Raw genomic sequence first — 19,458 nt, 5'->3', positions numbered from 1 at the left:
GTCAGTCCCCCTTCGCGGTGTGCAGCATGGCATGCTGGTCTTCGAGCCAGTTCTGCACCTCGAGCACGTCGAGCACGTCGGCGTATTTCAGCATCAGGTCGGTCAGGTTGGCGAAGTGGTAGCTCTCATGCTTGTCGGCCACGCACTGCTCCGGCACGATGGTGCGATACCCGCGTGACAGCGAATCCACCGCCGTGGCGCGCACGCAGCCCGAGGTGGAGCCGCCGGTGATGACCACGGTATCCACCTGGTGCCACACCAGCAACGACTGCAGCTGGGTCTCGAAGAACGCCGACGGCATCTTCTTGCAATAGACCACGTCGCGCACCGGATCGACGTCGACGCGGCTGTCGAACTGCGCGCGCTCCGACCCATGCTTGATGTTCTGCAGCGAATCCGGCGTATCGGTGCGGGTGCCCCAGATGCCCGCATCCTCGCCGGACGCCATGTACGCCACCCGCGTCCACACCACCGGCCAGCCCAGCGCCCGGAAGCGCCGCGCCAGCCCGTTGATATGCGCCAGCTGCGCGGGATCGGTCTCGTACGCGGTCTTGAAGCGGTCGGTGCAGGTGTAGGCGTTCTGCAGGTCGATATTGACCAGCACCGCCTTGCGCCCGAAGCCGAAGCGCGCCCGGCTGGGGTTGGCCCTGACCTCCTGCCAGATCTGGCGCGCGGTCTTGTCTGACAATTCCATCGGTTTGACTCCGTTCTTTGCTTCTCTGATTGCTGGATGGGTACGCTCACACGCCCAGGTAAGCGGCCCGCAGTTCAGGGGCTGCCAGCAGCGTCCCGGGCGTACCGGAGAACCTGACTTCGCCGTTTTCCAGCACGTAGGCCCGCGAGGCGATTTCCAGCGACAGCGCCACGTTCTGCTCGACCAGCAGGATCGACAGTCCTTCCTTGTGCAGGCGGCGGACCAGGCCGAACATCTCCTCGACCATCAGCGGCGACAGCCCGAGCGAGGGCTCGTCCAGGATCAGCAGGCGCGGATCGCCCATCAGGCCGCGGCCGATGGCCAGCATCTGCTGCTCGCCGCCGGACATGGTGCCGGCGCGCTGGCCCAGCCGTTCGCGCAGGCGCGGGAAGGTATCGAGCACCCATTCCAGGTTGGCCTTGAGCTGGCGCGTGGCGCGGCGGCAGGCGCCCAGCTCCAGGTTCTCCAGCACGGTCAGGTTGGGGAAGATGCGGCGCCCTTCGGGCACCTGGATCAGTCCGGCGCCGACGATGTCCTGCGGCCGGGCCCGGCTGACGTCCCGCCCGTCGAAGCGGACCGTGCCGGAGGTGCCGGACACCAGGCGGCAGGCCGTGTTGATCAGCGTCGATTTGCCGGCGCCGTTGGCGCCCAGCAGGGCCACGATCTCGCCGCGATTCACCTCCACGCTGACGCCGTGCAGCACCTGCACCTCGCCGTAGCCGCTGTGCAGCCCTTGCACCGACAACAGGGTCTCAGGCATGGGCGGCCGCCTCCTGCTGCGCGCCGATGCGCTGCGCCATGCCGTGGCCCAGGTAGGCCTCGATCACCTGCGGGTCGCGCGTCACCTGCGCGGGCGAACCCTGCGCGATCAGCCGGCCGCCGGCCAGCACGAATACGTCCTGCGCCAGGTTCATCACCGCCTGCATCACGTGCTCGATCATCACGACGGTCACGCCGTCGTCGCAGATGCCGCGCACCACCGGGATCATCGCGGCGATTTCGCCGGGGTTGAGCCCGGCCAGCACCTCGTCCAGCAGCAGCACGCGCGGCCGCGTGGCCAGTGCGCGCGCCAGCTCCAGGCGCTTGCGCCCGGCCACGGTCAGGCTCGAAGCGCTCTTGTGCAGCTGGTCTTCCAGCCCGACCCGGCGGGCCACTTCATCGGCGTGTGCCAGCGCCACATTGCGGCCGCGCACATGCAGGTGCGCGCCGACCGCGATGTTCTCGCGCACGGTCTGCCCGGCAAACGGCTGCACGATCTGGAAGGTGCGCGCCAGCCCGAGCCGGCAGATGACATGAGGCGCGAGCCCGTTGAGGGTGCGGCCTTCCAGCTCCACCGTGCCCTGCGTGGGCGCGAGGAAGCCGGACAGCATGCCGAACAGGGTCGACTTGCCGGCGCCGTTGGGGCCGATCAGGCCGGTGATGCGGCCGCGCGCAATGGACAGGTTCACGTCCTGCACCGCCGCCAGGCCGCCGAAGCGGATCGACAGTCCGTGGGTCGAAAGTATGGTCTGCATCGTCATTTCCCTTGCCTTATGCCCTCGCCTTGCGCACCGATCCGGCCGCCCCGGCCAGGCCCTGCGGCAGGAACATCACCATCAGCACCAGCAGCGCGCCGTAGATCACCAGGCTCACGCCCGGCACATCGCCCAGCGCATTGCGCGTCAGCTCGTTGAGCAGCTGCAGCGCCAGCGCGCCGAGCAGCGGGCCGAACACCGTGGCGGTGCCGCCGATCACCGCCCCAACCAGCGCGGCCACCGAAAAGGCCGGACCGTAGGCGATATGCGGATCGAGGTATTGCAGGTACTGCGTATAAAAAACGCCGGCCGCCGCCATCAGCGCCGCGGACATGGCAATGGCTACCAACTTGACGCGCAGCACGTCGATGCCGAGCGCCTTCGCCGCGTCCTCACTGTCCCGCACCGCCATCAGACAGGCACCGAAGCGCGACCTGCGCAGCCACCACGAGAGGAGAAGGCCCGCGGCGACGAACGTCAGGATGAACCAGAGGTAGCCAGCCTTGCCGGCAAACTGGAGATGCAAGGCACCGGGCTGCAACGGCAACTGCATGCCTGCACCGGCACCGGTAAAACCGACCGCATTGGCCACGATGCGCAGCACCTCGGCCACCGCCAGCGTCGCCAGCGAGAAGTACGAACCCTTGAGCCCGTAGCGGAACGACAGCACGCCCACGCCGACGCCGGCGAGCGCGCCGACGCCGGTCGCCAGCACCAGCGCCAGCCACGCATTCATGCCGAACGCGACCTGCAAGATCGCCATGGCATAGGCGCCGGTGCCGAAGAACGCCGCGTGGCCGAACGAGAACTGCCCGCCAAAGCCGCCGAGGATGTTCCACGACTGCGCCATCAGCGTCATCAGCAGCACCATCACCAGCAGGTTCAGCGCGAAGCCGGAGGACAGCCACAGCGGCGCCGCGGCAAAGCCGGCCAGAACGATGGCGATCCAGCCGAGCGTGGGAAGAGAAGAAATTCGATTCATGTCAGGCTCCTCGAGTCACGCCTTCGCGCCGAACAGGCCCTGCGGACGGAACAGCAGCACCAGGATGAAGATCAGGAAAATGCCGACCTGGCCCAGGCTGTCGCCCAGCCACAGGCCGCCCAGTGACTCGACCACGCCGATCAGCAGGCCGCCCCACAGCGCCCCGGCGAAGCTGCCCATGCCACCCAGCACGACCACGGTGAAGGCGATCAGCACGAAGCCGTCGCCGACGCGCGGATTGACGTAGTAGGCCGGCAGCAGGAAGCAGGCGGCCGCGCCCAGGCAGGCCAGGCCGATGCCGAAACTGAGCGCATAGACGCGCTCGACATCGATGCCGACCACGCGCGCGCCCTGCTTTTCCCTGGCCACCGCGCGGATGGCGCGGCCCAGCGTGGTGCGCCGGATCATCAGCATCAGCAGGCCGCAGGCCAACAGTGCGCCGGCGAAGGCGATCACCTTGGGCAGCGCGATCGATGCACCCAGCAGCTCGACGGTGGACAGCGCATAGGGCGTGTCGATGGTGTAGGTGTCGGAGCGGAACAGGTACAGCGCCAGGTTCTCCAGCACGATCGAGATGCCCAGCGTGACCAGCAGCACGTTCTGCTCGTTGCCGCGACTTGCCCGCGCGATCAGGTGGCGCTGCAGCAGGTAGCCCGCGGCGAACATGGCCGGCAGCATCACCAGCAGCGCCGCGTAGGGATCGACATGGAGCCGGGTAAAGAGGAAATAGACGCCATACAGCGCCGCCATCAGCGCGGCGCCGTGGGCGAAGTTGACGATATGGAGCACGCCGTAGATCAGCGTCAGGCCCAGCGCGACCAGGGCATAGATCGCCCCGGTGGTCAGGCCGTTGAGCCAGGAGGCCCAGAGTATCGGGATATCGAACATGTAATGCGTTCCTCGCGGCAACAGGAGTCCAGCGTCGGGAAGCGGGCTTCCCGACCGTAGCGACTAGGGATAAACGGCGTACCGGCGCGACCGGCGTGAAGCGCTTAGCTGGCCGGCAGCGGGAACACCGCGTCGACCTGCCGGTAGGCGTTGGGGAAGACCACCTTGATGTCGCCATCCACCACCTGCGTCAGCAGCGGCTGCGCGCCGGTGTTCTGGCCGTTGACGAAGCGCGTCGGCCCGTACGGCATGAAGTGGCTGCTGAAGCTGCTGCTGGCGAGCGCTTCGATCACGCGCTCGCGCTGCGCCGAGCCGGCGCGCTCAATGCTGTCGGCCAGCAGCATGGTGGACGCATAGGTGCAGAAAACCTCGTAGGTAAAGAACAGGCCGCTGGCCTCAACGCGCTTGCGCAGCGCAATGGCGCGAGGATCCCTGGGGTTGTACCAGTGGTTGCAGTCCAGCACATGCTGCGCCGCCGCCGGGAACTCCTTGATGAACTTGAAGCTCGACGCCGCGCCGCCCAGCACCGAGTAGACCGCCTTGGGCCGGAACTTCTGCTGCTGCATGGTGCGCATCAGCAGGGCGTACTCGTTGTAGTAGTTGGCCGCGATCACGATGTCCGGATCGGCCGCCTTCATGCGTAGCACGATATTGCTGAAGTCGCGCGTCGGGTTGGCGTGCTTGACCACCTCCTTCACCTCGAAACCGAACTCCGGCAGGCGCTGGCTCAGCAGCTTGGCCGTGCCACTGCCGAACAGCGATTCCTCGTGGATGATCATCGCCGTGCGCGCGCGGTTGCCGCTGAGCTGGTTGAGCGTGCGCAGGTTGCTCATCGCGGTTTCGGTGGCGACCTTGTAGCCGGGGCCGAAGCGGAACGTGTTGGTCAGGCCGCGCTCGACGATGGCATCGGCCACGCCCACGTCGACCACATGCGCCAGGCCATGCCGCGCCGCCGCCTGCGTGGTGGCCAGGCAGATCGCGCTGGCATAGGCGCCGACCACGGCGCTGACGCCGGCCTCGTTCATCTTCTCGACTTCGGCCGCGCCGATCTCCGGCTGCGACTGGGCATCGCCCAGCACCGCTTCCAGCCTGGCGCCGCCCAGCGACTTGATACCGCCGGCGGCGTTGATGTCGGCGATCGCCAGCAGCGCGCCGGCACGGCATTGCGTGCCGGAAAACGCCAGCGCTCCGGTGACCGGATGCAGCACGCCGATGCGCACCGGCCTGGGCTGGGCCCGTCCGATCTGCGGCGCCAGCGCACCGGCGCCAAGCAGCGCGGCCTGGCCCAGGAACCGGCGTCTTGCCGGATAAGTCTTGGTCATTTCTGTCTCCTCCCGATTTCTTGGATCACCGCGTCGCGGTGGATAGGTCGCGCGCAAGCCAGATACGCGCCTTGTCTTCGCCAGCGCGCGTCAGCGCCATGCGGTAGTCGTAGCATTGCGGGCGATACAGGCCGCTGAGCCACTGGACCGGGTTGCCGTCGACATCGCGCACCACGCGCACCACCGACAGCAGCGCCGCACCCACCGGCTCGTCCAGCAGCGCCGCGGCCTGCGCGTCGGCCAGGCAGCAGGACAGCGTCTGGTCGGCGTGGCCGATGCGAACCCCGCCGTCTTCCAGCAGCGCCAGCATGGGCTGCTGCTGCAGCGCGCCCGGTGTCAGCAACAGCGCCACGTGCGGCGGCGACCATGTCGTGATCAGCGAGACCGGTTCGTCCCGGTGCAGGCGCACGCGCATCACGTGCAGGGCTTCGTCCCGCTCCGCCAGCCGCAGCGCCTCCCGGACGTGCGTGGGGCAGCTCCGCATGCCGAAATCGACCACCCGCACCGAGGTGCCGGCGACGACTTCGAGCAGGCTGTCGAGCAGGCCGCACATCTGCGCTGGTGGCCTGTTCAGCCGAACCTGCTCGATATTGACGAATGTCCCCTGCCCGGGCCGCCGGTAGATCAGGCCTTCCTGGAGCAGCTCGGCTAACGCCCGCCGCACCGTCACCCGCGCCACGCGATACTGCTCCATCAAGCGGAACTCGGCCGGCAGCCCGCTCTCGTCGTATAACCCGTTCAGGATTTTCTGCCGCAGCACCAGGTAAATGCGGTGATACCGCGGCATCGGCGAATTTTGGTTTCCCATAAATGGCGGCTGCTATCTTTCGACCCGTTGAAATTTATCGGTTCACCGACATCGGATACTTCCCGTTCAGGCCAATTAGTCAAGGGAATATCGGCTCTGAAGCATGGACCGAAAGATATATCAGTATTATTGTCGCTTCAATAGGACAATTAATAGGACATCGTAGATATTTTCCCCAGTGAGACATGGAATGAAAGCCAGCCCTTAATAAAAAGTCAGGGGTCGTCCGGATTACTCAGTAAATGCTTCAGACGTTCCGGAAACACCAGCGCGAGCCGGACAGCGCCAGGCATGGCGCACCAACAAAAAGCCCCGCCATCAAGGCGGGGCTGAAAGCTGCTGACTGGGGTTTCGTTGGCGGCCCGAACGACATCTGGCAGCTACCCCGGCAGCGCACTCCGGATCAGCAGGTTGACGCGTTCCGGCTGCTCATGGATCACCCAGTGCGTGCCCTCGGGGATGCGTTCCAGGCGCAGGTCAGGCACGAAGTCGCCCAGCCCGTCCACCAGCGACTTCGGCAGCGCGCGGTCGCGTTCGCCCCAGATCACCAGCGTGGGGACCTTGACCACAAACGCGGCCGGATCCAGGCGCGAGATATCGGGCGGCGGCTCGCCCTCGCCCGGCGGGTGCATGGGCGAGGCGCGGTAGAAATTGACGCCGCCGGTGAGCGGATGGACGCCGGCGTCCTGGCCTTCGCCCGGCTGGGACCATGCCGCGTGGTACCTGGCGCGCGTCTCCGGCGTGTACCATGCCGCCGGCTTGCCGTCGGCATCGGCAAGCATCCGGTCCAGCAGCGCGAAGTCGTTGGCGGCCAGCGCCTTTTCCGAGCCCGGCTTGCGCAGCCAGTTCATGTAGGCGGAAGCGGCCTGCTGCTCGGGATCGGTGGCCAGCGCGCGCGCAAACAGGTACGGATGCGGCGAGTTGACGATGACGAGCTGGCGCACCAGCTGCGGGAACTGGATCGCCAGGTTCCAGCAGATCGCCCCGCCCCAGTCGTGCGCCACCACCACGGCCTGGTCATAGCCCAGCGCGCTGACCAGCTGCACCAGGTCTTCGACGATATGGCGCGGCCGGTAGGCCTCGACCTCGGCGGGCTTGCTCGACAGGTTGTAGCCGCGCAGGTCCGGCGCCACGGCAAAATGCGTGCGTCCGAACTCGGCCAGCTGGGCCTCCCATTCGAACCAGAATTCAGGAAAGCCGTGCACGAACAGCATCAGCGGCTTGCCGCGCTCGCCCGCGCTGGCGTAGTGCAGGCGGGTGCCGTTGGGCAGCGTGGCGTACTGCAGGTGGCGGATCACGGCGGCGGGGGCAGCCATGTTGTTCTCCATATGCGGTCCTCCTCGTTGTGGCGTTGTGCTGGCGTCAGCCGCGCAGCGCGGCAACGAGGCCCGCGCGGACCTCGGGCTTGTCGGCAAACGGATCGCCGGGATTGCGCTGCCCGACGATGTCCTCGAAGCGCTGGCGCACGGGGGCGAGCGCCTGGGGGTGGGAATAAATATAGAAGCTTTCGTCGCGGATGGCATCGAAGGTCAGCTGCGCGACCTCGGCGGCGGTCACCTTGCCGGAGCCGACGGCCTTGTCCGACAAGGCCTGCGACACCAGCTGCGAACGCGTCGGCGGCGCCTGGTTGGCCAGGTCGGCGGGCCGGTTGCGCTGGGACTGGTTGATGCCGGTGGGCACAAAGTACGGGCACAGCACCGAGCAGCGCACCTGCTCCGTCACCAGGCCCAGGTCCTGGTACAGGGTTTCGGTCAACGCCACCACCGCGTGCTTGGACACGTTGTACACGCCCATTGCCGGCGGGTTCAGCAAGCCCGCCATCGACGCCGTGTTGACGATATGGCCCTGGTAGGCCGGATCCTTCTCCGCCGCGGCCAGCATCAGCGGCGTGAAGATGCGCACGCCGTGCACGACGCCGTACAGGTTGACGCCCAGCACCCACTCCCAGTCCTTCTCGGAGTTCTCCCAGATCAGGCCGCCCGCGCCCACGCCGGCGTTATTGAACAGCAGGTTGACCTGGCCGAAGGCCTCGATGGCGGCATCGGCCAGCGCCTGCACCTGGTCGGCACGCGAGACGTCCGTGCGCAACCCGATCACCGGCACATTGCGTGCCTTGAATTCCGCCACGGTCGCGTCCAGCGCGTCTTCCTGCACATCCGCCAGCACCAGCTTCATGCCGAGGTCGGCGGCAATGTGGGCAAACTCCTTGCCGAAACCCGAGGCGCCGCCGGTAATGACAGCCACCTTGTTGGAGAAGTCCTTCATATCGTCTGTCCTGTCGCGTGATTCGTTTTGGGAAACGGCGGGCCGTGTGCCATGCGCGCTCAGGCGGCGCGCTGCACCTGGTAGCCCTGCCGCGGGAAATGCACATTGAGCGCGCCGGCGCGCGGGTCCTGGCGGCGCAGCGTGACGCGGCGCGCGCTCAGCGCCAGCAGCACGCCGGCCACCGGGTCGCGCGCATAGTCGGTCGGCGTGACGGTGACGGCGTCGCCGGCCTGCAGGCCGGCATCCACGACCACGCCCTCATCCAGCGCCAGCGGATCGGCACTGCGCGCGGCGCCGATCGCGTCCTCGCTGTCGATCACGCGCGGCCGGCCATGGCCGAAGGTGTTCATGCGCGCATACCAGGCCTGCAAGCGCGGATAAGCCTCCAGCAGCTGCGCCAGCGCGCCGGCGCGGCGGATAAACCAGAGGTTGTGGTACAGCGAGAAATCGGCAACCGACAGCGCCGGCCCGGCCACATGCCCGATCCCGGCAGCGAACTGCGTTTCCAGTTGGCCGAACGTTTCATGCAGCAGCGCGGTGGCTTCGGGCAACGGCATGCGCAGCGCATTGGTGTCGCCACGCATGGCCTTGCGGTCCGCGCTGAAGGCCTGGACCTGCGCCGGCGACAGGTGGCCCAGCATGCTGGCAACGCCGGCCGGCTGGAACACATAGGTCACCGATGCCGTGAACAGCGCCGCATCGAACCAGGCTGCCGCGACCCGCGCCGCCGCGGCCTGGGCCGGCGGATACAGCGCCGGCGCGGGCGCCAGCGCGTCCAGCACCTCGCAGATCAGCGCGGTATCGCAGTAGATATCGGCACCGACCTGCAGCACCGGCGTGCGGCGGTAGCCGCCGGTCAGCGCCAGCAGGTCAGGCTTGGGCAGGATGGCGGGGATTTCCACCGCGTGCCAGGCCAGTCCCTTGGCGCCCAGCAGCAGGCGGACCTTCTCGGAGAATGGCGAAGTTGCGTACTGGTGAAGAATGATGTCGGCCATGCGATCCAACTCCATGTTTGCCAGCGGGTGCCGTGCGGTTCAGTCCAGCAGGTCCGGCTGCTCCTTGACGATGCGGGCATAGAGCGGCTGGAACTGGAACCAGCCCGCCTGCGCCGTGCCGACGATCGAATAGGCCTGGCGCGCGGCCGCATCGGAGATCAGCTTGAGCGGCGCCTGGGTGCGCGCCGCGGCGGCTTCGGCCAGCAGCTGGACCTGGCAGGAGCGCTCCATGGTGATGAACCACCAGGCGGCTTCGTCCACGGTCTTGCCGACCGTCAGCAGGCCATGGTTCTGCAGGATCGCGGCCTTGTTCTGGCCCAGCGCATTGGCGATGCGCTGGCCTTCGTCGAGCTCCACCACCACGCCGCCGAAATCGTCATAGACCGCATGATCCTGGTAGAACGCGCACACGTCCTGCGTGAGCGGATCGAGCGGGCGGCCCAGCGTGGACCACGCGCGGCCATGGGTGCTGTGCGAATGCGCTGCCGCGACCGCGTCGGAGCGGGTCTGGTGCACGCGCGAATGGATGGCGAAGGCCGCGGCATTGACCGGGTAGTCGCCCTCGACCACGTCGCCGTGGTGGTCGCAGCGGATCAGGTTGGAGACCTTGACCTGGCTGAAATGGACGCCGAAGGGATTGACCCAGAAGGTATCGGGAAACTCCGGGTCGCGCGCGGTGATATGGCCGGCCACGCCTTCGTCGAAACCGAACCTGGAAAACAGCCGGAAGGCCGCGGCCAGGCGCTGCTTGCGGTGCAGGCGCTCTGCGGCGGCGGTGGCGAACTGCGGCGGGCGCGGCAGGTTGCGGTAGCGGGCCTTGACCTCTTCGGGCAGGCCGGCGCCGATCTCGTCGCCGCTCTGGATTTGCGGGGCTTGCGGGGCATTCATCGGTGTCTCCATCTTTTTGGTGAAATCCGTTGCCCGCGGCGCGCCCGGCAGGCGCGCCGCGGCCCTGCATGCGCCGGTCAGACCAGCTTGACCAGCTGCTTGCCGAAGTTCTTGCCCTTGAGCAGGCCGATAAAGGCTTCAGGCGCGCTGGCCAGGCCTTCGGCAATGCTCTCGCGGAACTTGAGCTTGCCCTGGGCGACGGCGGTGCCCAGTTCCTTCAGCGCCTGCGGCCAGACCTCCATATGCTCGGAGACGATAAAGCCTTCGATGGTCAGGCGCGACACCAGGATCAGCTGCGGGTTCTTCAGCGGCAGCGGCTGGCCGTCATAGCCCGCGATCATGCCGCACATGGCGATGCGGCCGAAGGCGTTCATGCGCGTCAGCACGGCGTCCAGGATATCGCCGCCGACATTCTCGAAATAGCCGTCGATGCCGTCCGGGGTGGCTTCCTTGAGCATCTTGTAGAGCTCCTTGGGATCCTTGGCCGCCTTGTAGTCGATGCAGGCATCGAAGCCCAGCTCATTGACCACGTAGTCGCACTTGTCCTTGCCGCCGGCAAAGCCGACCGCGCGGCAGCCGGCCAGCTTGGCCAGCTGCCCGACCACGCTGCCCACTGCGCCGGAGGCAGCGCTGACCGCGATGGTCTTGCCCGGCTTGGGCAGGATGATCTTGTTCAGGCCATACCAGGCGGTCACGCCCGGCATGCCGACCGAACCGAGGTAGGCCGACAGCGGGATATGCGTGGTGTCGACCGGCTGCAGGCCGGTGCCGTCGCTGACGCCCATCTCCTGCCAGCCGAACATGCCGACCACCTTGTCGCCTGGCTTGAACTTGCTGTTCCTGCTTTCCACCACTTCGCCCACGGTGCCGCCGATCATGACCTCATCGAGCGGCTGCGGCGCGGCGTAGGACTTGCTGTCGTTCATGCGGCCGCGCATGTACGGGTCCAGCGACAGGTAGTGGTTGCGCACCAGCACCTGGCCGTCGGCGATCTGCGGCACGGGCACTTCTTCCAGGCGGAAATTGGCCGGCGTCACCGCGCCTTCGGGACGCGAGGCCAGGACGATGCGCTTGAACGTTTTGGACATGGTCGATTCCTTTCAGTAGGAATATGGAACGGCTTGAATACTGCGTCGGGAAGGGACAGCCGCGCTGCCCCGTCTGCTGCATCGGTGCCGGCGCTCAGCCGTCGGCACCGGTATCGGTCTCACCCGGGCGCTGCGGCGGCATGCGCCGGATGTACTTGAAGGTGCCCGAGCCGCGCGCCACGGTCTTGCCGTCGGCGTCGACGATCTCGGCTTCGCAGAACACCATGGTGGTGGTGCGGTGCACGGTGGTGCCGCGCGCGGTCAGCGCGCCGCGCCCCGGCGCCATGAAGCTGGTCTTCATCTCGATGGTGACCACGCCCCGGCCATCCGCGTCGCTGCTGCGGCCGGCCACCGCCATGGCCACGTCGAGCAGCGTCATGATTACGCCGCCGTGGGCCATGTCCCAGCTGTTCTGGTGGCGCTTCTCGATCGGCAGTGCGATCTCGCTGCGGCCGCCTTCGGCGAGGTTGCAGGTCACGCCGAGGTCGGCGAGGAAGGGAATGTGGGTCAGGGGGCCTTTGAACTGGTTCATGGCAATTGCGAGTCCGAGAATTAGGTGCCGGCGAGGCCGAGGCCTTGCGCCGGCCCCAAGTTTGAGGGCAATCCGGGATTCCGCCAAGCCGCACGGTGCGGCTTGCCCGGAATGCGCCCTGCCCGGCTCAGACCGCGCTGACGCCGCCGTCCACCGCCAGGATCTGGCCGGTGATGTGTTTGCCGGCGTCGCTGGCAAACAGCAGCGCGGCGCCCTTCAGGTCCTCGTCGTCGCCCAGGCGGTGCAGCGGCACGCCGGCGCACATGGCCTCAACGCCCATGCGCTCGAGCGAGCCCTTGGTCATCTTCGACGGGAAGAAGCCCGGCGCGAGCGCGTTGACGGTGATGTTGTGCTCGCCCCACTCGGCCGCCAGCGTGCGCGTGAAGTTGACCACCGCACCCTTGGAGGTGTTGTAGGCAATGGTCTCCATGCTGCCCGGCGGGTTGCCGGCCAGCCCCGCGATCGACGCCACGTTGATGATGCGGCCGTAGCGGCGCGGGATCATCGACAGCTTGCCGATGCGCTGGCTCAGCAGGAACAGGCCGCGGATGTTCAGGTTCATCACCTTGTCCCAGGCTTCGACCGGATGGTCTTCGGCCGGGGCGCCCCAGGTGGCGCCGGCGTTGTTGACCAGGATGTCGACGTGGCCCAGCTTCGCGATGGCCTCGTCGGCCAGGCGCGCGATTTCCGACTCCTGCGAGCCGTCGGCGGCGATCCAGTCGGCCTCGATGCCGAGCGACTTCAGGTGCGCCTGCGCCGCCTGCAGCTCGTCGGCCTTGCGCGCCGACAGCACCAGGCGCGCGCCCTGCTCGCCCAGCGCCTCGGCAATCTGCAGGCCAAGCCCGCGCGAGCCGCCGGTGATCAGCGCGGTCTTGCCCTTCAGGTCAAACAGTTGCTGGATGGTACGCATATTGTCTTCCTTCGTTCTGTAGGGTTCGGGGATGGGCAAGCGCCGCTCAGAACCACGCGTCCTGCATGTCGAGCGTGGTGCGGTCGAGCGACTCGAGCAGCGCCAGCTGCGGGCCGACCTTGGGCAGCTCCCAGCGGAAGAAGTAGGCCGCCGCGGCCAGCTTGCCGCGGTAGAAGTCCTCGTCTTCCTTGCCGTTCGCGCGCGGCAGCGCGGCTTGCGCCAGCAGTGCCTGTTCCAGCCAGATCCACGCCACCACCACGTGCCCGAAGGCCTCCAGGTAGACCGAGGCATTGGCCAGCGTCACGTTGGGGTCGCCCGCGCTCCACAGCGCCTGCGTGACCTCGGCCAGGCGCTTGGTGGCGGTGCCGAGGGCGCCTGCCTGCTGCGACAACTCGGCATTGCCGGCGGCGAGCGCGCGGGTGATGGTGTCCTGCACGCGCTCGCCCAGCAGCTTGAAGGCGGCGCCGTCCTTCATCACCACCTTGCGGCCCAGCAGGTCCAGGCCCTGGATGCCGTGCGTGCCTTCGTGGATCGGGTTGAGGCGGTTGTCGCGGTAGAACTGCTCGACGTTGTACTCGCGCGTATAGCCGTAGCCGCCATGCACCTGGATCGCCAGGTTGTTGGCCTCCAGGCACCATTGCGACGGCCAGCTCTTGGCGATCGGGGTCAGGATATCGAGCAATAGCGCCAGGCGCGCATGCGCGGCTTGGTCGCCGGCGGCCGCAGCGGCCTCTTCCTCGTCGACCAGGCGCGCGCAATAGAGGTTCAGCGCCAGGCCGCCTTCGACATAGCTCTTCTGCGCCAGCAGCATGCGGCGGATATCGGCGTGCTCGACCAGCTTCACCTGCGGGCTGGCCGCATCCTTGCCGCCGGGGCCGACCGCGCGGCCTTGCGGGCGGTTGCGCGCGTAGTCCAGCGCGTGCAGGTAGCCGGTATAGCCCAGCATCACCGCGCCCAGGCCCACGCCGATGCGCGCCTCGTTCATCATGTGGAACATGCAGGCCAGGCCCTTGTGCGGCTCGCCCACCAGGTAGCCGATCGCGCCGGCCTTGCCGCCCGGCCGGTACTTCATGCCTTCGCCGAAGTTGAGCAGGCAGTTGGTGGTGCCGCGGTAGCCCATCTTGTGGTTCAGGCCGGCCAGCACCACGTCGTTGTGCTCGCCCAGCGAGCCGTCTTCATTGACCAGGTACTTGGGCACGATGAAGAGCGAGATGCCCTTCACGCCCGGGATCAGCTTGCCGTCCGGGCCGGGGATCTTGGCCAGCACCAGGTGGACGATATTTTCCGACAGCTCGTGCTCGCCGGCAGAGATCCACATCTTGTTGCCGCGCAGCCGGTACTGCGCGCCCAGCGGCGATTCGCCCTCGTACTCGGCGCGCGTGGTGATGTCCGACAGCGACGAGCCCGCCTGCGGCTCGGACAGGCACATGGTGCCGAAGAAGCGACCGTCCATCTCCGGCTTGACGAAGGTCTCGACCTGCGCCGGCGTGCCGTGCGTCAGCAGCAGGTTGGCGTTGCCGATGGTCAGGAACGGGTACGAGCTGGTGCCGACGTTGGCACCCTTGAAGTAGGCAAAGCCAGCCTTCTCGACCACCACCGGCAGTTGCATGCCGCCCAGTTCATAGTCCTGGCCGGCGGCCATCAAGCCGGCCTCGCAGAAGGCCTTCAGCGCGGTGCTGACCTCGGGGATGATGCTGACGGTCTCGCCGTCGAAATGCGGCTCTTGCTGGTCGTTCTTCTTGTTGTGCGGCGCGAACAGGTCGGTGGCGATTTTCTCGCAGGTGTCCAGCGCGGCGTCGAAAGTCTCGCGCGAGTGGTCGGCATAGCGCGGGATGCGCGTGAGCTCGTCGACCTTGAGCCATTCGTACAGCACGAAATTCAGGTCGCGGCGGGATAGGATCATCGACATGGTGTCTCCATGCGGCGCACTGCGTGGCGTGCCGCGAGTTCTTTTTGCTAGCGTGGGAGGCGCCGGGCGCGGTCAAAAAAGGGCGCTGCCGCGCCCTTCCCTGCGTGCCGCTCAGGCGCCTTCGCCAAGGCGCGCGATCGTTCCCTGCGCCACCGCGCAGAGCCTCTCCTCGCCATCCCTGACGACGTACACGTCGCAGCGCACCACCGCCTGCTGGCGGCCGGCGCTGACGCATTCGGCGCGGGCGACCAGCAGCTCGCCGATCGCCGGGCGCACGTAGTTGATCTTGTACTCGGATGTCACGACCGGCACCGCCATGGCCGCGCCGCCCGCGTAGGTCAGCGCATTGTCGGCCAGGTAGCTGACCACGCCGCCGTGCAGGAAGCCGTGCTGCTGCCGCAGGTCCTGACGGATCGGCAGGCGCAACTCAGCCTTGCCCGGCGACAACGCCGCCAGTTCGGTGCCGACCAGGACCGAGAAGGGCTGGCTGGCCAGCACCTCCCGGCCCCAGGCGAGCATGTCGGCGGGCGTGGCCCGCGCGGTGCCCGCAGCCGACATCAGAGCACTTCGAACAGGCCGGCCGCGCCCTGGCCGCCGCCGATGCACATGGTCACCACCACGTACTTGACGCCGCGGCGCTTGCCTTCGATCAGCGCATGGCCGACCAGGCGCGCGCCCGACACACCGTAGGGGTGGCCCACGGCGATGGCGCCGCCGTTGACGTTCAGCCGGTCCATCGGGATGCCGAGCGTGTCGGCGCAGTACAGCACCTGCACGGCGAAGGCTTCGTTCAGCTCCCACAGGCCGATGTCGTCGACCTTCAGGCCGGCCTTCTTCAGCAGCTTGGGCACAGCAAAGACCGGGCCGATACCCATCTCGTCCGGCTCGCAGCCAGCCACGGCAAAGCCGCGGAACACGCCCAGCGGCTGCAGGCCGCGGGCCTCGGCGACGCGCGCATTCATCACCACCGCTGCCGAAGCGCCGTCCGAGAACTGCGAGGCATTGCCGGCGGTGATCACGCCACCCGGCACCGCGCTGCGGATCTTGGAGACGCCTTCCAGCGTGGTATCGGCGCGGATGCCCTCGTCGGCGGAGACGGTGACTTCCTTGGTCACCAGCTGGCCGGTCGACTTGTCGGCCACGCCCGCCAGCACCGTCATCGGCACGATCTCGTCCTTGAACTTGCCGGCTTCCTGCCCGGCGGCGGCGCGTTGCTGGCTGCGCACGCCGTACTCGTCCTGGCGCTCCTTCGAGATGTTGTAGCGCTTGGCCACGTTCTCGGCGGTCTGCAGCATGTTCCAGTAGATTTCCGGCTTGTTCTTCAGCAGCCAGCTTTCCTGGACCATATGGCGGTTCATCTCCTGCTGCACGCACGAGATGCTTTCCACGCCGCCGGCGACGAAGATGTCGCCCTCATCAGCGATCACGCGCTGCGCGGCCATGGCGATGGTCTGCAGGCCGGACGAGCAGAAGCGGTTGACGGTGGCGCCGGGCACGGTCACCGGGCAGCCGGCGCGCAGTGCGATCTGGCGTGCGATGTTGGCGCCGGTGGCACCTTCCGGGTTGGCGCAGCCCATCAGCACGTCTTCCACTTCGGCGGCCTCGATCTTGGCGCGGGCAATGGCGTGCTGGACGGCATGACCGCCGAGCGTGGCGCCGTGGGTCATGTTGAAGGCGCCCTTCCAGCTCTTGGCCAGCGGGGTCCGCGCGGTGGATACGATGACTGCTTCGTTCATGTCTTGCTCCTCGGATTCTCTTGTGTCGTTCAGTTCGGTGGTTCGGTTCAGCCCTGGCCCTTGAGCAGTTCAGCGGACGTGACGCGCGCAACGCCGGCGGCGCCGAGGTCCTGCCATGCTTTGGCCAGCGACCCTTCCAGGTCGATGGCGCGGCAGGCATCCTCGATCACCGCGGCCGCGAAGCCCGCGGCGCGTGCATCGAGCGCGCTCCAGGCCACGCAGTAGTCCGTCGCCAGACCCGCGCAGAACACGCGCCTGACGCCATGCTCGCGCAGGTAGCCGGCCAGCCCGGTGCGCGTGGTGCGGTCCGCCTCCAGGAAGGCGGAGTAGCTGTCCACGTCGGCATGGTGGCCCTTGCGGATCACCAGCCGCGCATGCGGCACGTGCAAGCCCGCATGCAGCGCAGCGCCGGGCGTGCCCTGCACGCAGTGCACCGGCCACAGCACCTGCTCGCCATACGGCAGCGCCAGCGTCTGGAACGGCTGCGTGCCCGCATGGTTGGCCGCGAACGAGACGTGGCTGACGGGATGCCAGTCCTGCGTCAGCACCACATGACCGAACGCACGCGCCAGCCGGTTGATGACGGGCACCACTTCATCGCCGTGGGGCACGGCAAGCGCGCCGCCCGGCATGAAGTCGTTCTGCACGTCGATCACCAGCAGGCAATCGTCCGGTCCGATGGTGGTGTTCATCTCAGCTCCAGGCTGAACCATGTGGCGGTATTAACCGTTGAAGCCCTTGCCTTCGTCCGCCAGCTTCTGCAGCAGCGGCGCGACCTGCCACGCTTCACCGTGGTAGCCCTTGGCGTAGCGCTTCATCGACAGCGCCACGTTGTACAGGCCGACCTGGTCCGCGTACAGCATCGGGCCGCCGCGGAACAGCGGGAAGCCGTAGCCGGTCAGGTACACCATGTCGATATCCGAGGCCTTGGAAGCAATGCCTTCCTCCAGGATCCTGGCGCCTTCGTTGACCAGCGCGAACACCAGGCGCTCGACGATCTCTTCGTCAGAGATCTTGCGGCGCGTGATGCCCAGGTCCTTCGAGTGCTGCACGATCATGTCGTTGACCTGCTGGTTCGGGTACGGCTTGCGGTCGCCCGCCTTGTAGTCGTACCAGCCCGCGCCGGTCTTCTGGCCGAAGCGGCCCATCTCGCACAGCAGGTCCGCGGTCTTGGAATACTGGATCTCCGGCTTGTCCACCGCGCGGCGCTTGCGGATGGCCCAGCCGATGTCGTTGCCGGCCAGGTCGCCCATGCGGAACGGGCCCATGGCAAAGCCGAACTTCTCGATGGCCTTGTCGACCTGCTCCGGCAGCGCGCCTTCGTCCAGCAGGTAGCCAGCCTGGCGGCTGTACTGCTCGATCATGCGGTTGCCGATAAAGCCGTCGCAAACGCCCGACACCACCGCGGTCTTCTTGATCTTCTTGCCGACCTGCATGACCGTGGCCAGCACGTCCTTGCCGGTCTTCTCGCCGCGCACCACTTCCAGCAGCTTCATCACATTGGCCGGGCTGAAGAAATGCATGCCGACCACGTCCTGCGGACGCTTGGTGAACGAGGCGATCTTGTTGACGTCCAGCGTGGAGGTGTTCGAGGCCAGGATCGCGCCTTGCTTGGCGACTTCATCCAGCTTCTTGAACACGGTCTCCTTGACGCCCATCTCTTCGAACACGGCCTCGATGATCAGGTCGGCGTCCTTGAGGTCGTCATAGGACAGCGTGGTGCTGAGCAGGCCCATGCGCTGCTCGACCTTCTCTTGCGTGAGCTTGCCCTTCTTGGCGCTGTTCTCGTAGTTCTTGCGGATGATGCCGACGCCGCGGTCGAGCGCTTCCTGCTTGGTTTCCAGGATGGTGACCGGGATGCCCGCGTTGAGGAAGTTCATGCTGATGCCGCCGCCCATGGTGCCGGCGCCGATCACGGCGACCTTCTCGATCTTGCGGGTCGGCGTGCCTTCGGGCACATCGGGGATCTTGCTGGCGGCACGCTCGCCAAAGAAGGCGTGGCGCAGCGCGCGCGATTCCGGCGTGGTAACCAGGTAGAGGAAGCCCTCGCGCTCTTGCTTCAGGCCCTGTTCGAACGGCTTGAGCGAGCCGGCCACCGCTTCCAGGCACTTCAGCGGCGCCGGGAAGTTCTTGGCCATCGCGGCCACGGTATTGCGGGCAAAGCCCAGGTAGCCTTCGGGGTTCTCGTGGCGCACCTTCAGGTCGCGCACCTTCGGATGCGGGCCGGTGGCGGCGCCAACGTTCTGCGCGAACTTGACCGCGGCGGGCAGCACGTCGCCGTCGACGATTTCATCGAACAGCTTGGTGCCGGCAAACTTCTCGGACAGCACCGGGGTGCCCGACACGATCATGTTGGCCGCGGCCTCCAGGCCGATCACGCGCGGCAGGCGCTGCGTGCCGCCGGCGCCCGGCAGCAGGCCCAGCTTCACTTCCGGCAGCGCGATCTGGGCGCCCTTGGACGCCACGCGGTAGTTGCAGCCCAGCGCCAGCTCCAGGCCGCCACCCATGGCGACCGAGTGCACGGCGGCCACGACCGGCTTGGACGAGCCTTCCAGCACGCGGATCACCGAGTGCAGCGTCGGCTCCTGCATGGCCTTGGGCGTATTGAATTCACGGATGTCGGCGCCGCCCGAGAAAGCCTTGCCAGCGCCGGTGATGACGATGGCCTTGACGGCGGCATCGTCCAGCGCACGGGTCATGCCTTCGACGATGCCAAGCCGGGTGCTGTGACCCAGGCCGTTGACAGGGGGATTGTCGAGCGTGATGACGGCTACGCCGTCCTGAACCTGATACTGCGCTGTCATGCTGGTTCCTTTGGTGTCAAAAGTTGTCTCGGGATTCGAATTCTCGAATTCAATTTTTACTGCACGGCGCGGCCGGCAGCGGCCGGCGACTGCTGCGGGAGGCTGCCGTCATGAGCGGGTAAA

Annotated in this window: 19 protein-coding genes; all 19 read right to left on the bottom strand. The window is 67.3% G+C overall.

Annotation, left to right across the window (positions count from 1 at the left end; translation table 11 throughout):
• Position 1 precedes the first annotated feature (1 nt).
• Positions 2-694 carry an isochorismatase family protein gene (locus tag AC3WRI_RS11765; protein ID WP_010810028.1) on the bottom strand — a complete coding sequence of 231 codons (693 nt, stop codon included), beginning with the start codon at positions 692-694 and terminating at the stop codon, positions 2-4.
• Positions 695-740: 46 nt separating this feature from the next.
• Complete coding sequence (locus tag AC3WRI_RS11760; RefSeq protein WP_011615142.1) at positions 741-1,454, bottom strand: ABC transporter ATP-binding protein; 714 nt, start codon at positions 1,452-1,454, stop codon at positions 741-743.
• A complete protein-coding gene (locus AC3WRI_RS11755) occupies positions 1,447-2,214 on the bottom strand; it encodes an ABC transporter ATP-binding protein (RefSeq protein WP_011615141.1) in 768 nt (255 codons plus the stop codon). The genes AC3WRI_RS11760 and AC3WRI_RS11755 overlap by 8 nt, the downstream gene beginning before the upstream one ends.
• Before the next feature lie 10 nt (positions 2,215-2,224).
• Positions 2,225-3,190, bottom strand: coding sequence for a branched-chain amino acid ABC transporter permease (locus AC3WRI_RS11750; RefSeq protein ID WP_010810031.1), 966 nt, complete (start codon positions 3,188-3,190; stop codon positions 2,225-2,227).
• Between the two features lie 15 nt (positions 3,191-3,205).
• Positions 3,206-4,078: a branched-chain amino acid ABC transporter permease gene (locus tag AC3WRI_RS11745; RefSeq protein WP_011615140.1), complete on the bottom strand. Its 873-nt coding sequence runs from the start codon at positions 4,076-4,078 to the stop codon at positions 3,206-3,208.
• 104 nt (positions 4,079-4,182) lie between these two features.
• Complete coding sequence (locus tag AC3WRI_RS11740; RefSeq protein ID WP_011615139.1) at positions 4,183-5,400, bottom strand: ABC transporter substrate-binding protein; 1,218 nt, start codon at positions 5,398-5,400, stop codon at positions 4,183-4,185.
• A gap of 25 nt (positions 5,401-5,425) precedes the next feature.
• Positions 5,426-6,208 carry a GntR family transcriptional regulator gene (locus tag AC3WRI_RS11735; RefSeq protein ID WP_011615138.1) on the bottom strand — a complete coding sequence of 261 codons (783 nt, stop codon included), beginning with the start codon at positions 6,206-6,208 and terminating at the stop codon, positions 5,426-5,428.
• Between the two features lie 380 nt (positions 6,209-6,588).
• Complete coding sequence (locus AC3WRI_RS11730) at positions 6,589-7,536, bottom strand: alpha/beta fold hydrolase (protein ID WP_010810035.1); 948 nt, start codon at positions 7,534-7,536, stop codon at positions 6,589-6,591.
• Between the two features lie 34 nt (positions 7,537-7,570).
• Positions 7,571-8,473: an SDR family oxidoreductase gene (locus AC3WRI_RS11725; protein WP_010810036.1), complete on the bottom strand. Its 903-nt coding sequence runs from the start codon at positions 8,471-8,473 to the stop codon at positions 7,571-7,573.
• A gap of 59 nt (positions 8,474-8,532) precedes the next feature.
• Positions 8,533-9,468, bottom strand: coding sequence for a glutathione S-transferase family protein (locus AC3WRI_RS11720; protein ID WP_010810037.1), 936 nt, complete (start codon positions 9,466-9,468; stop codon positions 8,533-8,535).
• A 39-nt stretch (positions 9,469-9,507) separates the two neighbouring features.
• Complete coding sequence (locus AC3WRI_RS11715) at positions 9,508-10,356, bottom strand: class II aldolase/adducin family protein (RefSeq protein WP_010810038.1); 849 nt, start codon at positions 10,354-10,356, stop codon at positions 9,508-9,510.
• A gap of 77 nt (positions 10,357-10,433) precedes the next feature.
• The gene (locus AC3WRI_RS11710; protein ID WP_011615136.1) at positions 10,434-11,444 is read right to left on the bottom strand and encodes an NADP-dependent oxidoreductase; all 1,011 of its coding nucleotides are present in this window, start codon (positions 11,442-11,444) and stop codon (positions 10,434-10,436) included.
• 94 nt (positions 11,445-11,538) lie between these two features.
• Positions 11,539-11,976: a PaaI family thioesterase gene (locus AC3WRI_RS11705; protein ID WP_010810040.1), complete on the bottom strand. Its 438-nt coding sequence runs from the start codon at positions 11,974-11,976 to the stop codon at positions 11,539-11,541.
• A 127-nt stretch (positions 11,977-12,103) separates the two neighbouring features.
• A complete protein-coding gene (locus tag AC3WRI_RS11700) occupies positions 12,104-12,886 on the bottom strand; it encodes an SDR family oxidoreductase (RefSeq protein WP_010810041.1) in 783 nt (260 codons plus the stop codon).
• A gap of 46 nt (positions 12,887-12,932) precedes the next feature.
• Positions 12,933-14,795, bottom strand: coding sequence for an acyl-CoA dehydrogenase (locus AC3WRI_RS11695; protein ID WP_011615135.1), 1,863 nt, complete (start codon positions 14,793-14,795; stop codon positions 12,933-12,935).
• Positions 14,796-14,906: 111 nt separating this feature from the next.
• Positions 14,907-15,353, bottom strand: coding sequence for a PaaI family thioesterase (locus tag AC3WRI_RS11690; RefSeq protein WP_010810043.1), 447 nt, complete (start codon positions 15,351-15,353; stop codon positions 14,907-14,909).
• Positions 15,353-16,531: an acetyl-CoA C-acyltransferase gene (locus tag AC3WRI_RS11685; RefSeq protein ID WP_010810044.1), complete on the bottom strand. Its 1,179-nt coding sequence runs from the start codon at positions 16,529-16,531 to the stop codon at positions 15,353-15,355. The genes AC3WRI_RS11690 and AC3WRI_RS11685 overlap by 1 nt, the downstream gene beginning before the upstream one ends.
• Before the next feature lie 47 nt (positions 16,532-16,578).
• Positions 16,579-17,223, bottom strand: a complete 645-nt coding sequence (gene pncA, locus AC3WRI_RS11680; protein ID WP_011615134.1) for a bifunctional nicotinamidase/pyrazinamidase — start codon at positions 17,221-17,223, stop codon at positions 16,579-16,581.
• 30 nt (positions 17,224-17,253) lie between these two features.
• Positions 17,254-19,335, bottom strand: a complete 2,082-nt coding sequence (locus AC3WRI_RS11675; RefSeq protein ID WP_010810046.1) for a 3-hydroxyacyl-CoA dehydrogenase NAD-binding domain-containing protein — start codon at positions 19,333-19,335, stop codon at positions 17,254-17,256.
• Between the last annotated feature and the right edge of the window lie 123 nt (positions 19,336-19,458).

Source organism: Cupriavidus sp. FW305-27 (assembly GCF_058787995.1).
This window is presented reverse-complemented; position numbering and strand designations above follow the sequence as displayed.

Coding starts and splice junctions, on each gene's coding strand:
- AC3WRI_RS11765 (WP_010810028.1), bottom strand. CDS start 694: ATGGAATTGTCAGACAAGACCGCGCGCCAGATCTGGCAGGAGGTCAGG.
- AC3WRI_RS11760 (WP_011615142.1), bottom strand. CDS start 1,454: ATGCCTGAGACCCTGTTGTCGGTGCAAGGGCTGCACAGCGGCTACGGC.
- AC3WRI_RS11755 (WP_011615141.1), bottom strand. CDS start 2,214: ATGACGATGCAGACCATACTTTCGACCCACGGACTGTCGATCCGCTTC.
- AC3WRI_RS11750 (WP_010810031.1), bottom strand. CDS start 3,190: ATGAATCGAATTTCTTCTCTTCCCACGCTCGGCTGGATCGCCATCGTT.
- AC3WRI_RS11745 (WP_011615140.1), bottom strand. CDS start 4,078: ATGTTCGATATCCCGATACTCTGGGCCTCCTGGCTCAACGGCCTGACC.
- AC3WRI_RS11740 (WP_011615139.1), bottom strand. CDS start 5,400: ATGACCAAGACTTATCCGGCAAGACGCCGGTTCCTGGGCCAGGCCGCG.
- AC3WRI_RS11735 (WP_011615138.1), bottom strand. CDS start 6,208: ATGGGAAACCAAAATTCGCCGATGCCGCGGTATCACCGCATTTACCTG.
- AC3WRI_RS11730 (WP_010810035.1), bottom strand. CDS start 7,536: ATGGAGAACAACATGGCTGCCCCCGCCGCCGTGATCCGCCACCTGCAG.
- AC3WRI_RS11725 (WP_010810036.1), bottom strand. CDS start 8,473: ATGAAGGACTTCTCCAACAAGGTGGCTGTCATTACCGGCGGCGCCTCG.
- AC3WRI_RS11720 (WP_010810037.1), bottom strand. CDS start 9,468: ATGGCCGACATCATTCTTCACCAGTACGCAACTTCGCCATTCTCCGAG.
- AC3WRI_RS11715 (WP_010810038.1), bottom strand. CDS start 10,356: ATGAATGCCCCGCAAGCCCCGCAAATCCAGAGCGGCGACGAGATCGGC.
- AC3WRI_RS11710 (WP_011615136.1), bottom strand. CDS start 11,444: ATGTCCAAAACGTTCAAGCGCATCGTCCTGGCCTCGCGTCCCGAAGGC.
- AC3WRI_RS11705 (WP_010810040.1), bottom strand. CDS start 11,976: ATGAACCAGTTCAAAGGCCCCCTGACCCACATTCCCTTCCTCGCCGAC.
- AC3WRI_RS11700 (WP_010810041.1), bottom strand. CDS start 12,886: ATGCGTACCATCCAGCAACTGTTTGACCTGAAGGGCAAGACCGCGCTG.
- AC3WRI_RS11695 (WP_011615135.1), bottom strand. CDS start 14,795: ATGTCGATGATCCTATCCCGCCGCGACCTGAATTTCGTGCTGTACGAA.
- AC3WRI_RS11690 (WP_010810043.1), bottom strand. CDS start 15,353: ATGTCGGCTGCGGGCACCGCGCGGGCCACGCCCGCCGACATGCTCGCC.
- AC3WRI_RS11685 (WP_010810044.1), bottom strand. CDS start 16,531: ATGAACGAAGCAGTCATCGTATCCACCGCGCGGACCCCGCTGGCCAAG.
- pncA (WP_011615134.1), bottom strand. CDS start 17,223: ATGAACACCACCATCGGACCGGACGATTGCCTGCTGGTGATCGACGTG.
- AC3WRI_RS11675 (WP_010810046.1), bottom strand. CDS start 19,335: ATGACAGCGCAGTATCAGGTTCAGGACGGCGTAGCCGTCATCACGCTC.